Source organism: Shimia aestuarii, assembly GCF_900114635.1.
Lineage (GTDB): Bacteria > Pseudomonadota > Alphaproteobacteria > Rhodobacterales > Rhodobacteraceae > Shimia > Shimia aestuarii.
Genome location: NZ_FOTQ01000003.1, coordinates 108,548 through 122,855, shown reverse-complemented (window position 1 = coordinate 122,855; position 14,308 = coordinate 108,548). Strand labels below are relative to the sequence as shown.

Below are 14,308 nucleotides of genomic sequence, written 5' to 3'. Positions count from 1 at the left end.
CGCCCGACCGAGGGCGGGCGCCTCCGACCTCGGACAAGAGCGCTTTATCGCGCCACGTTCTGCACGCGTGATATCTGTCAAAACGCCGCATAAGCGCCCGCCCATGGGGCGGTCGGGCGCTGCCCGGCGGCGCGCAAGCGCGCCTTGATTCCGGGCTGGGGTTCTCACCCATTCTCCCCGTACAACCACCGCATGTCCGGCCCCTCGACCGTGTACATATGCACCCAGATATAGGCGTGCTGAAACGCTGCCACGATCAGCGCCTGCCACGACCCGCAGACCAGCGCGATCCCCCACAGCCCCATGAAACCGAAGGTATACATCGCGTTCTGTGACCAGCGGAAGGCGCCCTCCCGCACGATCGGCATCCGGCGGTAATGTTCATAGAAGTGATCCCCGCCCAGCGCCCGCTCAAAGCTGAAATAGCGCTTCACGCTATACATCGTGTACCCCGCCACCCCGAGCAGCACGGCCCCCGCCCCGATGCTCGGCCAAAGCGGCCACCCCAGAGACCCGCGATCCAGAACGGCCACGATCAACACCGTTACCGGCCGCGCGATCAGGAACGGAAAGAACATCCAGCCCCAAACCTGCAGGTCGCGCTTGGCCAGGAAGCGCGACATCAGCGACAAGTGCAGTTGCAACCGGAAGATCAGCGCCACCATACCCTGATGCGCCACCGCCAACCAGACCGACACCCAGGCCCAGGTCACGCTGTCCATCCACAGGAACCGCCGCGTGCCCGTGTCTCCCTGCAGGAACCACGCCGCCCCGGCCAAAAGGAACGTCAGCAGGATCAGGTGCTGGCCCTGTCCTTCGAAAATGTCACGCCAACCGCTCTTGGCGCGGATGTCCTGCAATGTCGCCATGGGGCACTCTCCTCGCCTGATTGAACGCCCGATCCCGGCTTGGGTCAACGGGATGTCTTTTTTCCAAACCCCACATACGTCAGCTTAACAAAGCGCGTTTCGCCAACTTCGATCCCCCGGTGCCGACGCAAAACCGACCTGATACCGACGCAAAACCGAAACCCGATTTCCGTGTTTTTCACCGCATTAACCCGATTTCTGGAAGATTCGCGGCGCAATGGCCCACTCTCTCGCGCGCCACCCCTTCACTTATTCCTAATTTTGAATATATAACATCGCAATGAATCGCCAGCATCGGAATCACCCATGTCCCTGCCCCGCCTGAGTCTTGCCCAACTCGAACGCCACCTGCCGATCCTGCAATGGGCGAAAACCTATGACCGGGACACGCTGACCTCGGACGCGGTGGCCGCCGTGATCGTGACGATCATGCTGATCCCGCAGTCGCTGGCCTATGCTTTGCTTGCGGGCCTTCCGGCAGAGATGGGGCTTTACGCGTCGATTTTGCCGCTGGTGGCCTATGCCATCTTCGGCACCTCGCGGGCACTGGCCGTCGGCCCGGTCGCCGTGGTCTCGCTGATGACCGCCGCCGCCGTCGGCAACCTTGCCCTGCAAGGCACCGCCGAATACGCCGCCGCCGCCATTGCGCTGGCCTTCATCTCGGGATTGATCCTGACCGTGATGGGCTTGTTTCGCCTTGGTTTTCTTGCCAATTTCCTGTCGCATCCAGTGATTGCGGGCTTCATCACCGCCTCCGGCATCCTGATTGCCACCAGCCAGCTCAAGCACATTTTCGGCATCGACGCCCATGGCCACAGCCTGACCGCGCTGCTGCAATCGCTCTATGCGCACCTGCCCGAAACCAATGTCATCACGCTTGTGATTGGTGTTGTCACCACCGGCTTCCTGTTCTGGGTCCGCAAGGGGCTGAAGCCCCTCCTGCTCGGCACCGGCATGAACTCGCGCCTTGCCGACATCCTTGCCAAGGCCGGCCCCGTCGGCGCCGTCGCCGCGACCACGCTGGTGGTCTGGCTGTTCGGGCTGCAAAACCACGGTGTGCGCATCGTGGGCGAAGTGCCCACCGGTCTGCCCCCCCTGTCGCTGCCCAGCTTTTCCGCAGACATCTGGTCCTCGCTCTTTGTCTCCGCCTTGCTGATCTCGATCATCGGTTTCGTGGAATCGGTCTCGGTGGCCCAGACGCTCGCCGCCAAGAAACGCCAGCGCATCGTGCCCGATCAGGAACTCGTCGGCCTCGGCACTTCGAACATTGCCGCTGCGATTTCAGGGGGTTACCCGGTGACAGGCGGCTTTGCCCGCTCGGTCGTGAACTTTGACGCAGGCGCCGAAACCCCCGCCGCCGGGGCCTTTACCGCCATCGGCATCGCGCTGGCCGCGCTGCTGCTCACGCCGCTCCTGTTCTTCCTGCCCAAGGCCACGCTCGCCGCCACCATCATCGTCGCCGTACTTTCCCTTGTGGATTTCTCGATCCTCAAGAAAACATGGGGTTATTCCAAGGTCGACTTCTCCGCCGTGGCCGCCACCGTCCTTCTGACGCTCGGCTTTGGGGTCGAGGTCGGCGTGTCCGCCGGGGTGATCCTGTCGATCGGCCTTTTCCTCTACAAGACGTCGCGCCCCCACGTGGCCGAGGTCGGGCTTGTCCCCGGCACGCAACACTTCCGCAATATCCTGCGCCACAAGGTGAAAACCCATCACGAACTGGTCACGCTGCGCATCGACGAAAGCCTCTACTTTGCCAATGCGCGTTTCCTTGAGGATTACATCAACGACCGTGTCGCCTGTGACGAACCTATCAAGCACGTCGTGCTGATGTGCTCGGCAGTGAACGAGATCGACATGAGCGCGCTGGAAAGCCTTGAAGAGATCAACCACCGGCTCAAGGACATGGGGATTTCGCTGCATATGTCCGAGGTCAAAGGCCCTGTGATGGACCGCCTCAAGCGCAGTCATTTCCTGGATGACATGACCGGGCAGGTGTTCCTGTCGCAATATGACGCCTGGGCCGCGCTCGCGCGGGGCAAGGCATCTGGTCTGGCGGCCCAGTAACGGGCCGTTGGCCCGTCGCCTGCGGCGGTTGAGTATTTCTGGCAAAATGAATACGGGGCGTCAGTGCGCCGGGGCACCCGCGCGTTTGCGGCACGGGGCAAAGAGCGCTGCGAGGGCGAGGATCATACCCGAGACCGTGGCGATCATGCCTGCCGCGCTGACTGCGTTGTCATGGCCCAGCCAGAGCGGCCCATAACCTGCCAGCACATAGCCCAGCACAGCCGAAAGGAAGGCGAAAACCACGCTCCACACGATCTGCACCTCGAGCTGATTGGTCATCAGTCGCGCGGCGGCAGGGGGACAGATAAACATGGCGATCACGATGATCGAGCCAACCGCGTCAAAGGCGGCCACGGCGGCAATCGCCGCCACGATCACCAGCGCAAGCCCGATCCAACCCGTGCGCATGCCCAGCGTCTGGGCAAAGCCCTCATCAAAGGTGGACAGTTTCAGCGGCCGCCAGAACAACCATGTAAAGGCGCACACCGCCATCAGCGTCACCGCGATACGGATCAGTTCCACGGGCAGCCCGGCAAGGGCAATCGGGTCCAGCAGGCTTTCCCAGCCGACCGCGTCCAGCCAGATCAGGCTTTCGAGATTGCCATAAAGCGCGTGCTCCACATCCAGATGCACCGCGGACGTATCCGATTGCTCAAGCAGCAGCACCCCGGCGGCAAACATCGCCGTAAAGGTCAGCCCCATCGCCGCTCCGGGCTCGATCCGGCCCAGCCGCCGCACGGCTTCGATCAGCACCACCGCGACCACCGAGGCCAGCGCCGCGCCGATCATCATCGGCCAGGCCGACACCGCGCCCGTGACCAGAAAGGCCACCACGATTCCAGGCAGGACGACGTGGCTGATCGCATCCCCGATCAACGCCTGTTTGCGCAGTACGAGGAAGTTCCCCGGCAGGGCACAGGCCACCGCCGCGAAAATGCCGATCAGCATCGGCGTCAGCGACAGAGGGACAAACTCCGCACCACTCATGCCGTCATCCCCCTGGGTCCGCCGATCCGGGTGTCGATCTCGGCAATCTGGTCCGCGGTCAGCACGGTTTCAATCTCGCGCAGCCCGTCATAGAGCGCCGCCGCGCTCTCGAACGCCTGATCGGCCCGCACGAGTTCCCAGCGCTTTTCGTCGCGCAATGCCTTGGCCGCGCGCGCCTTGCCTGCCTCGGTTGCGACACCGTCAGGATGGGCCAGCCCGGCCTTGCGCAACAGGCGCAGCGTGTAGTTTTCATAGATCGGCTGACCTTGGGCCAGCGCCAGCAACCCTTGGCGCATATGCACCCGACGCTGGAACCGCCCATGACGCAGCACCGCCGCCAGCACGCCGCGATTGGGCGCAAGGAACATGGAGATGGCGAACATGGCAAAGCTGACCAGCACGATGATCGGCCCCGTCGGCAGCGCCGGGGCCGTGGCCGAAAGCGCGGCGCCAATCCACGCCGCCGCCCCGCCACACAGGCCGGAAATCAGCGCCACCCGGTCGGTCCGGTCGGTCCAGAACCGCGCCGTCACTGGCGGAATGATCAGCATGGCCACGATCAGGATCAGCCCGACGATCTTCAGCCCCACGACCGTCACCGCCATCGCAAGCCCCATGATGGAAAGGTCGATGCGGGCCACGTTCACCCCGCTCGAGGCGGCAAATTCCGGGTCAAACGCCACCAGCCCCATCGGCCGGCGCAGCATCAGCACAAGCGCCAGCGTGGCCGCGCCCCCCACCGCGATCACCACCGCATCATTCCACAGCATCCCGGCGGTTGAGCCAAGCAGAAATCCTTCCAAACCGGCGGCGCGCCCCGCGCTCATGGTCTGGATCACGGTCAAAAGCACGATGCCAAAGCCAAAGAACACCGACAGCACCGCACCAATGGCGGCATCTTCGGCCAGCCGCGTGTTACGCGTCAGCCAGTTCACACACAAAAGCCCCAGCCCGGCAGAAACAGCCGACCCCAAAAGCAGGATTGGCAGGTTCCGCCCATCCCCGCCCAGCATCACCATGAGGATAAAGGCCAGCCCGACCCCCGGCAGGGTGGCATGGCTGATCGCGTCGCTCACAAGCGCGCGTTTGCGCAGGTATAGGAATGTGCCCGTCACCCCGGCCGCGACACCCAGAAAACAGGCGCCAATGGTCACCAGCGTGGCGTTATAGCCGAGCTGCAGCGTCAGTGCATCCCACAACATGGTTCAGCGCGCGGCCAGCGCCAGCTGGTCGATCTGCCCGGTGGCCAAGCGCCCGCCATAGGCAATGTCGAGGTTCTCGGGTGTGAAGGCTTCGCCGACGGAGCCTTCGGCAATCTTGCGGGTGTTGATCATGAACACGCGGTCAAAATACTCGGTCACGGTGGCCAGATCGTGATGCACCGCCACCACCGTCTTGCCCTCTTCGCGCAGGCCCTTGAGCACGGCGATAATGGCTTTTTCCGTGGCCGCATCGACCCCGGAAAAAGGTTCGTCCAGCAGGTAGAGATCCGCCCCCTGCGCCAAAGCCCGTGCAAGGAAAACACGCTGTTGCTGGCCGCCCGAAAGCTGGCCGATCTGACGGTCTGCAAAATCGGCCATGCCGACACGCTCAAGGCAGGCCATTGCCGTGTCCCGGTGGCTCTGAAGCACGCGGCGCAACAGACCAAGTTCACGGTAAAGCCCCATCAGAACCACGTCGATCACGCGAGTCGGGAAATCCCAGTCCACACTTGCGCGCTGCGGCACATAGGCAATGCGGGCACGCTGTGCGGCCATCGGCTTGCCATAGACTGTCGCATGTCCGGCCAACGGCTTCACGATGCCCAAGGCGGCCTTGAGAAGGGTCGACTTGCCCGCGCCGTTGGGGCCGATAATCGCCGTCATCGACCCGTCCTTGATCGTCATGTCGACCGAGAACACCACCGGTTTCTGACCATAGGACACGGTCATGCCCCGGATCGCCAGCGGGCTCTCTTCCATGTTCGGCATAGTGGGCACGGCGCCCTGATTTGCCGCCAGTTCAAGTGTCATGGTTAAAACCCTGCCGACAGTTTGCCGTGCATACCGCGCTCGGGCGCGGATCCGCCCAACGCATTGGCAATCACGGTCACATTGTGATCGATCATTCCGATATAGGTGCCCTCATAGGTACCGTCAGGCCCCATGGCGTCAGAAAACAACTCTCCGCCGATCAACACCTTATGACCCTTTGACGCAGCCCCTTCGACAAGTGCGCGGATCGACCGGTCCGAGACCGAGCTTTCCACGAACACCGCGCTGATTTTCCGCGCGACCAGCATATCGACAAGCTCCCCGATCCGGTTCAACCCGGCTTCTGACTCGGTCGAAATGCCTTGAATACCCATGACCTCGAACCCGTAGGCCTGCCCGAAATAACCAAACGCATCATGCGCCGTCAGCAGAACCCGCGCCTCTTGCGGGACGGTCGCCAGTGTATCGACCGCATAGGCCCGCAGGGTTTTGAGTTCGTTAACCAGGGTGGCAGTATTCTCGGCAAATATCGCGGCCTGTTCCGGGGCCTTTTCGCTCAGCGCATCGCGGATACGCTCTGCGACCGTGATCCAAAGGCCCGGATCCATCCACACATGGGGGTCAAACTTGTCGGCATAATCGTCATGCCCACGCAACATTTCGCGCGGCAGCGTATCGGTCACGGCCACGACACTGCTGCGTTTTGCGAGCTTGTGGAAAAACTCTTCCATCTGCGCTTCGAGATACAGACCGTGCCACAACACGAGGTCCGCACGGGTCATCGCAACAATATCCGTGCGCGTCTGACGATAGGCATGCGGGTCTACCCCCGGCCCCATCAGCGCCTTGACCTCGACCAGATCACCGCCGATCCGGCGTGCGGTGTCCGCGATCATGCCGGTGGTCGCCACTACGGAAAGGGTGCCACCCGCCCAGACAGGCGCCGCCAGAGCCATCGCTCCGGCCAGTCCGGTAATCATAAATCCACGTCGCGAGAATCGCATGTCGACTCCTCTGGCTGCGTTTGAAATGAATATGAGAACCATTCGCAAGAAAGTCAACGCAATTGCGAATTATTTGCAAAAAGACTTTACCATATGGTCAAAATATCGCCGCTGACCGCACGCGAATGCTTGAAATGTTAGCGCCCGCATGACACGGTAGGGCCTGTTTTTCGCACAGGACGGACCCATGCAGACGCCCACCAAGACCGACGCTGACCACCAGTTGCCCACGGCGATCGAACCCCGAAATCCCGGCATGGCGCTGGATCTCGACTGGGTGCGCACCGCACAGGCCAACACCTCGGCCATCGAACGCCGCGCCAAGACCCTGCCGGGCCGCCGCTCGGTCAAGAAAGACTATCAGGCCGCGTGGCTCTGTCGTGCCATTTCCTGCATCGACCTGACCACGTTGGCCGGGGACGACACCGAGGGCCGCGTCCGCCGCCTGTGTGCCAAGGCCGCCCAACCAGTGCGCGCCGACATCCTTGAGGCGCTTGGCATGACCGGCCTCACCACCGGCGCGGTCTGCGTCTATCACGACATGGTGCCCACCGCCGTTGACGCCCTCTCGGGCACCGGCATCCCCGTCGCAGCTGTCTCCACTGGCTTTCCGGCGGGCCTTTCGCCCTTTCACCTGCGCGTCGCCGAGATCGGGGAAAGCGTCAAGGCCGGGGCCGAAGAGATCGACATCGTCATCACCCGCCGCCATGTCCTGCAGGGCAACTGGCAGGCACTCTATGACGAAATGGCCGCCTTCCGCGCCGCCAGTGGCGACGCTCATGTCAAAGCCATCCTCGCCACCGGCGAGTTGGGCACGCTCCGCAACGTCGCCCGCGCCTCGCTGGTCTGCATGATGGCGGGCGCCGATTTCATCAAGACCTCCACGGGCAAGGAAAGCGTCAACGCCACCCTGCCCGTATCGCTCGTCATGATCCGCGCCATCCGCGACTACTATGACCGCACCGGCTACCGCGTCGGCTACAAACCCGCCGGCGGCATCTCCAAGGCCAAGGACGCGCTAGTCTACCTGTCGCTAATGAAAGACGAGTTGGGCGACCGCTGGCTGCAACCCGACCTTTTCCGTTTTGGCGCCTCCTCGCTTCTGGGCGACATCGAACGCCAGTTGGAACACCACGTCACCGGCCATTACTCGGCCTCCTACCGCCACGCCATGGCCTGAGGATACCATTATGACCATCAAGGAAATCTTCGAGACCATGGACTACGGCCCCGCCCCCGAATCCGCCGCCGACGCGCTTGCCTGGATCGTCGATCAGGGCGCCGCCTTTGGTCAGTTCATCAATGGCACATGGACCGAACCGCGCAAGGACTTCCAGTCGTCCAATCCCGCCAATGGCGAAACGCTGGCCGACCTGTCCCAAGCCACCGCAGACGAGGTCAACGCCGCCGTCACCGCCGCCCGCAAGGCGCAACCCAAATGGGAAAAACTTGGCGGTCATGGGCGCGCGAAACACCTCTACGCCATCGCGCGGCTCTTGCAGAAACACGCCCGCCTCTTTGCCGTGCTTGAAACCCTCGACAACGGCAAACCGATCCGCGAAAGCCGCGATATCGACATCCCCCTCGCTCAGCGCCATTTCTACTATCACGCGGGCATGGCCCAACTGATGGAGTCCGAACTCCCCGACCAACAGGCTATCGGCGTCTGCGGTCAGATCATCCCGTGGAACTTCCCGCTCCTGATGCTGGCATGGAAAATCGCGCCCGCGCTGGCCATGGGCAATACGGTGGTCCTGAAACCCGCCGAATACACCTCGCTCACCGCCCTTTTGTTTGCCGATATCTGCCAACAGGCGGGCCTTCCGGCAGGTGTCGTGAACATCGTCACCGGTGATGGCGCCGTGGGCGAAATGATCACCACCCACGACGGCATCGACAAGATCGCCTTCACCGGCTCCACCTCGGTCGGCCGCGCCATCCGCGCCGCCACCGCAGGTTCCGGCAAATCGCTCACCCTCGAACTTGGCGGCAAATCCCCCTACATCGTCTTTGACGACGCCGACATAGATTCAGCAATCGAAGGCCTCGTCGACGCAATCTGGTTCAACCAGGGACAGGTCTGCTGCGCCGGATCACGCCTGCTGGTTCAGGAAGGCATCGCCGACCGCTTCCATGAGAAACTCAAGTCCCGCATGGACGGGCTGCGCATTGGCAACCCGCTCGACAAATGCATAGACGTGGGCGCCGTCGTGGACCCGGTTCAACTCAAGACCATCACCGACATGGTCTCGTCCAACACCGAAGGCGAAACCTACCACGCCCGGATCGACCTGCCACCCGAGGGCTGTTTCTATCCACCGACGCTGATCACCGGCCTCGCCCCCTCCGCGCGCCTCATGCAAGAGGAAATCTTCGGCCCGGTTCTGGTCTCCACCACCTTCCGCACCCCGTCCGAAGCGGTCCAGCTTGCCAACAACACCCGCTACGGCCTCGCCGCCTCGCTCTGGAGCGAAAACATCAATCTCGCGCTCGACGTGGCCCCGAAACTGGTTGCCGGCGTGGTCTGGATCAACGCCACCAACCTCTTTGACGCCGCCGCTGGGTTTGGCGGTCTGCGCGAAAGCGGCTTTGGGCGCGAAGGCGGCTGGGAAGGGCTCGCGGCCTACACCAAACCCAAAGGCAGTCCCAAACCCCTCAAACCCATCGAGGCGCTGCCGGGTGACAAAGGCCCGTCCGATCCGCTCGACCGCACGGCCAAGCTTTATGTCGGCGGCAAACAGGCCCGTCCCGACGGCGGCTATTCCCAGACGATCTACGGAAAATCCGGCAACATCCTCGGACAGGCCCCGATCGCCAACCGCAAAGATATCCGCAACGCTGTCGAAGCCGCACAGGCCGCCAAGGGCTGGTCCGGAACAACAGGCCACCTGCGCGCCCAGATCCTCTACTACATCGCCGAAAATCTCTCGACCCGCGCCGATGAATTCGCGCATCGGATCAACGCGCTCACCGGCGCACGCTCGGGCGCGAAAGAGGTCGACGCCGCCATTCACCGCCTCTTCACCTACGCGGCATGGGCCGACAAATACGACGGTCAGGCGCATGGCGTCCCCATTCGCGGTGTGGCGTTGGCGATGAAAGAACCGGTCGGCGTGATCGGCGCCTTCTGCCCCGATGACGCACCGCTTCTCGGGCTGGTTTCCCTCATGGCCCCCGCCATCGCCATGGGCAACCGCGCTATTCTGGTCGCGTCCGAACCCTTCCCGCTGGCCGCTACCGATTTCTACCAGGTGCTGGAAACCTCCGATGTCCCGGCAGGCGTGGTCAATATCCTCACCGGCTCCCATAGCGATCTGGCCAAGCCGCTCGCGGGCCACATGGATGTCGATGCGGTCTGGTCCTTCTCATCGACCGACCTTGCAAAAACCATCGAGCGCGAAAGTGCCCACAACCTCAAACGCACATGGGTCAACAACGCCACTCAGCGCGACTGGTTGGGACCAAAAGGCGAAGGCCGCGCCTTCCTGCAGGCCGCCACCGAGGTCAAGAATATCTGGATCCCCTACGGCGAATAACAAAAGGGGACGGCCGCACCCGGACCGCCCCCTCTTCATTTTGCCAGAAATACTCCGGGGGAGGCCCGCAGGGACGGGGGCAAAGCCCCCTCACACCCCCTTGGGCTTGCCCACCACCACGAACATGAGCGTTTCGGGGTCCAGCAACTCACGCGCCACGCGGTTCACATCCTCCAGCGTCACGGCATTCACCTTGTCGTTGCGCGTCACCATGTAGTCGATCGGCATGTCATCAACCTGCATGCCCACCATGATATTGGCAATCGAACTGTTCCCGTCAAACCGCAGCGGATATGCACCGGTTAAAAGCGCCTTCGCCGCGTCCAGCTCTTCCGCCGTCACGCCCTCGGACGATATCTTGGCCCATTCCTCCCGGATCACGGCAATCGTTTCCCCGATCCGGTCATTGGCCGACGCCACGCTGCCGAGGTAGAGATTGGCAAGGTCTTTCGGCACAAGATAAGAGTAGATTCCGTAAGTCAGCCCGCGTTTCTCGCGCACCTCTGTCATGAGGCGGCTCTCGAACCCGCCCCCCCCAAGGATCGTGCTCAGAAGGTAGGCGGCAAAGAAATCCGGGTCATCGCGATGCATGCCCGCCTGCCCGAAAATCGCGACCGATTGCGGTGTATCGAAATCCACCACGTCGACAGTCCCCGTGATCTGCGGGGCAGACTGCGCGGGCATCGCGGCGCCGGTTTCGGGCAATTCGCCCAGAAGACGATCCAGCAGCGGCCCCAACTCTTCGGCCGTGATATCGCCCACCGCCGACACGTACATGCGATCCTTGGCCAGCGCCCCTCGGTGGGCCGCCACGATGTCCTCCCGGCTCAGCGCCGACACGCTTTCAAGCGTGCCGTTCTCATCCGACCCATACGGGTGATCCCCAAAGACCAGCGCATTGAACCGCGCGCTCGCAATCTTGTCGGGGTCCTTCAGGCTCGACCGAATTCCGCTCAGCACCTGATTACGCACCCGCTCCAGCGCGGTTTCGGGAAAGCTCGGCGCGATCAGCGACAGGCGCAGCAGTTCAAGTGCCTCGTCGCGGTTCTCGCTCAGCACCCGCGCCGAAATCGCCACCGCATCGTCGCCGCTGTCATAGCCGAACTGCGCCGCCAGCGACTCGCCCGCCTTGGCAAAACCCTGCGCATCCAGATCGCCAGCCCCCTCTTCCAGCAATCCCACCATCAGGTTGGTCGCCCCGCGCTTGCCCGGCGCATCTAGTGACGTACCGCCCTTGAAGCGTATTTCCAGCGCCATGAAGGGAATCGATGGCTCTTCGACAAGCCATGCCTTGATCCCACCGGGCGAGGTCACTTCCTTGATCGCGATTTCGGCCATCGCCGGGACCGCCGCCATGAGGGCGACGAAACTCAGAACAAAGCGCATCATTGCGTCACCTCTTCCTCGGCCATCAGCCAGCCGGTCACGGAATTTTTCTTCTCGAACACGGCTCGTGCAGCGGCGACAATCTCTTCTCCCGTCACCGATTGCAGGATCTCGGGCCACTCCTGAATGTCGGCAATCGTCAGCCCCGACGTCAGCGCCCGCCCATAGCGGTTGGCCAACCGACCTACGTCGTCGCGCTCATAGATCTGCGCCGCCCGAAGCTGCATCTTGATCCGCTCAAGCTGCTCTGCATCCACTCCGGTCTCAAGAAACTCGGCCACCGCCGCGTCCATTGCGTCTTCCGCCTCTTGCAGGGACACGCCGGGCACCGGCACCACCGTCAGGTTAAAGGTGGTCCGATCCAGCGACACGCCGCTGTACCATGCCCCCGTGTATACGCTCAGCTTCTGTTCGAACTGCAGTTTCTGGTTCAGAACCGAGGTCGTCCCGCCCCCCAGAATTTCGCCCAGCAAGGTCAGCGCCGCCGCCTGCCGCTGATCGCCGGGATTGCGCTCCGGGGCCAGGTAAGAGCGCGTCACATAGGGCTGCGCGACGCGCGGATCGGTATAAACCATGCGCCGGGGTGTGGTCTGGGGCGGCTCCTGCGGACGGGCACGTTCGGGCAAGTCCGGATTGGCGGGGATCACGCCATAATACTGCTCGGCCAGCGCCTTCACCGCATCGGGCTCCACATCCCCTGCCACGATCAGAATGGCATTGTTGGGGGCGTAATAGGTGCCGTAGTACTCCAGCGCGTCCTGCAATCCGAGCTGTTCCATCTCGTGACGCCAGCCAATGATCGGCACGCCATAACGATGGTTGTAATACTGAACCGCCCCCATCTGTTCCCGAAACAGCGCGCCGGGGCTGTTCTCGACCCGCATGTTGCGTTCCTCGATGATCACGTCGCGCTCGGTCAGAATTTCTTCTTCGCCCAGACGGATATTGACCATCCGGTCGCTTTCCATCTTCATCATCAATTCCAGCCGATCAGCCGCAACCCGTTGAAAATAGGCGGTATAGTCATAGCTGGTAAAGGCGTTGTCCCGCCCACCCTGCGCCGCAACCGTGGCCGAGAACTCACCCGGTTCCAACGTATCGGTGCCCTTGAACAACAGGTGTTCGAGGAAATGCGCCACGCCCGAGACACCGGGCTTTTCATCTGCGGACCCGGCGCGATACCAAACCATATGCACCACAACAGGCGCGCGATGATCCTCAACCACGACCACCTGCATACCGTTATCCAGCGTGAAATCCGTGACCAGATCATTGGCCCAGACAGGCACGGCGCACAACGCCACCCCAAGGGCCAAAGCCAAGCTTCGCAACATAAACACACTCCCGGTTTTTGATGTCTCGGGGAATAGTTACGCCCGCTGCGCCCCGCTGCAAGGGCACAAACGAAGATGTGAGATGACGATTTGCGTTAGACTCAGGATCCCGGCGGCGCCGCAGGCGTCTTGGCCCCGGCTTTGCGCCAGCGCCACCACTCGGGATAATAGTCGAGGTGCTCGCGCTTGTAGATCTCGTTATAGCGATCTTCTTTCACGATGCGGATGTTGGTGAACCGGCCACGCTTGCGCCGGAATTCCGCGTCCTCGGCCCCGACGGTTTGACGGATATTGCCATCCCGCCCCTTGCGCGAGGCGTAGTTGACCAGCGCCCCGTCCGAACTGCCGATCCCTTGCGTGTTGTTGCGCGCCTTGGCCGATCCGCCCAACGCCACCGCCGCGTCCCCAAGCGGGTCCTGATCGGTGATGTTGCCCTGTCCCGGTGTCGGTGCTGGCAGGGCGGCGTAATCCTTGGGCTGGGTAAGCGGTTTGCCGGGAACGATACGGAACTCGTCGGGTCCTTCGCCGTTGGAACTCAGCACGCGAACGCCCTTGTCGTTGCCGCACGCGGCAAGACCCAGAACCAAACCGATCATAAGCACATGCCGCAAACGCATGGCATACCTCCTGCAACCTCGGGCCAAGCTTTACCGCATCGTCACGGCAAGGTCACGCCTCTCTTTTGCTCCCGCCGAAAAACACCAGCCCCAAGGCCCCGGCAAAAATCCACACATCCGCGAGGTTGAAGGCAAAGGGATTGTCGATCCCGCAACAGGACATGTTCAGAAAATCGGCAACAGCCCCGTAAAGCAGCCGGTCAACCACGTTGCCGATCGCCCCCCCGATCAGCAACCCGGCACTGATCATGCCCCATTTGCCCGGCGGATCACGCCGCACCCAGAACAGCACGAAGGCGGATACCGCCAGCGCCACCCCGATCAGCACCCAGCGCGCGGTATCCGCGCTGTTGGCAAACAGGCCGAAATTGATGCCCTCGTTCCACGCCATCGTGAACCGCAACAGCGGCGGCAGCACGTCGATGAACAGCACTTCCCGCAGGTTCAGCAAATGCACCACGGCATATTTGCTCGCCTGATCGGTGATAAAGGCCCAGAATCCGGCCCAGAACACCAGACGCATACGCGCCCCCTTTCT

At 62.6% G+C, this 14,308-nt stretch carries 12 protein-coding genes; 3 read left to right on the top strand and 9 right to left on the bottom strand.

Annotated features, from left to right (window positions below):
• Positions 1-164 precede the first annotated feature (164 nt).
• A complete protein-coding gene (locus BMZ35_RS10045; RefSeq protein WP_093093555.1) occupies positions 165-869 on the bottom strand; it encodes a methyltransferase in 705 nt (234 codons plus the stop codon).
• A gap of 306 nt (positions 870-1,175) precedes the next feature.
• Between BMZ35_RS10045 and BMZ35_RS10040 the strand changes: the two genes are divergently transcribed.
• Positions 1,176-2,933: a SulP family inorganic anion transporter gene (locus tag BMZ35_RS10040; protein ID WP_093093553.1), complete on the top strand. Its 1,758-nt coding sequence runs from the start codon at positions 1,176-1,178 to the stop codon at positions 2,931-2,933.
• A 60-nt stretch (positions 2,934-2,993) separates the two neighbouring features.
• Here BMZ35_RS10040 and BMZ35_RS10035 read toward each other — a convergent pair whose 3' ends face one another.
• The 4 genes from BMZ35_RS10035 to BMZ35_RS10020 are packed head-to-tail and all read right to left on the bottom strand — an operon-like array spanning position 2,994 to position 6,897.
• Positions 2,994-3,920, bottom strand: coding sequence for a metal ABC transporter permease (locus BMZ35_RS10035; RefSeq protein WP_093093551.1), 927 nt, complete (start codon positions 3,918-3,920; stop codon positions 2,994-2,996).
• On the bottom strand, positions 3,917-5,122 hold the full coding sequence (locus BMZ35_RS10030) for a metal ABC transporter permease (RefSeq protein WP_093093549.1): 1,206 nt from the start codon (positions 5,120-5,122) through the stop codon (positions 3,917-3,919). The genes BMZ35_RS10035 and BMZ35_RS10030 overlap by 4 nt, the downstream gene beginning before the upstream one ends.
• Before the next feature lie 3 nt (positions 5,123-5,125).
• On the bottom strand, positions 5,126-5,932 hold the full coding sequence (locus tag BMZ35_RS10025; RefSeq protein ID WP_093093547.1) for a metal ABC transporter ATP-binding protein: 807 nt from the start codon (positions 5,930-5,932) through the stop codon (positions 5,126-5,128).
• A 2-nt stretch (positions 5,933-5,934) separates the two neighbouring features.
• A complete protein-coding gene (locus tag BMZ35_RS10020) occupies positions 5,935-6,897 on the bottom strand; it encodes a metal ABC transporter solute-binding protein, Zn/Mn family (protein ID WP_093093545.1) in 963 nt (320 codons plus the stop codon).
• 187 nt (positions 6,898-7,084) lie between these two features.
• On the opposite strand from BMZ35_RS10020, the gene deoC reads away from it, so the two are divergent.
• Both deoC and BMZ35_RS10010 read left to right on the top strand, forming a co-directional pair.
• On the top strand, positions 7,085-8,077 hold the full coding sequence (deoC, locus tag BMZ35_RS10015) for a deoxyribose-phosphate aldolase (protein ID WP_093093543.1): 993 nt from the start codon (positions 7,085-7,087) through the stop codon (positions 8,075-8,077).
• A 10-nt stretch (positions 8,078-8,087) separates the two neighbouring features.
• The gene (locus BMZ35_RS10010; RefSeq protein WP_093093542.1) at positions 8,088-10,433 is read left to right on the top strand and encodes an aldehyde dehydrogenase family protein; all 2,346 of its coding nucleotides are present in this window, start codon (positions 8,088-8,090) and stop codon (positions 10,431-10,433) included.
• 90 nt (positions 10,434-10,523) lie between these two features.
• Here the strand turns inward: BMZ35_RS10010 and BMZ35_RS10005 are convergent, their stop codons facing one another.
• The 4 genes from BMZ35_RS10005 to lspA form a co-directional block, all read right to left on the bottom strand.
• Positions 10,524-11,822, bottom strand: coding sequence for a M16 family metallopeptidase (locus BMZ35_RS10005; RefSeq protein WP_093093540.1), 1,299 nt, complete (start codon positions 11,820-11,822; stop codon positions 10,524-10,526).
• A complete protein-coding gene (locus BMZ35_RS10000) occupies positions 11,819-13,153 on the bottom strand; it encodes a M16 family metallopeptidase (protein ID WP_093093538.1) in 1,335 nt (444 codons plus the stop codon). The genes BMZ35_RS10005 and BMZ35_RS10000 overlap by 4 nt, the downstream gene beginning before the upstream one ends.
• 101 nt (positions 13,154-13,254) lie before the next feature.
• Positions 13,255-13,770: a DUF3035 domain-containing protein gene (locus BMZ35_RS09995; protein WP_093093536.1), complete on the bottom strand. Its 516-nt coding sequence runs from the start codon at positions 13,768-13,770 to the stop codon at positions 13,255-13,257.
• A gap of 52 nt (positions 13,771-13,822) precedes the next feature.
• Entirely contained in the window at positions 13,823-14,293 is a 471-nt protein-coding gene (gene lspA / locus BMZ35_RS09990) for a signal peptidase II (protein WP_093093534.1), read from the bottom strand.
• Positions 14,294-14,308 lie beyond the last annotated feature (15 nt).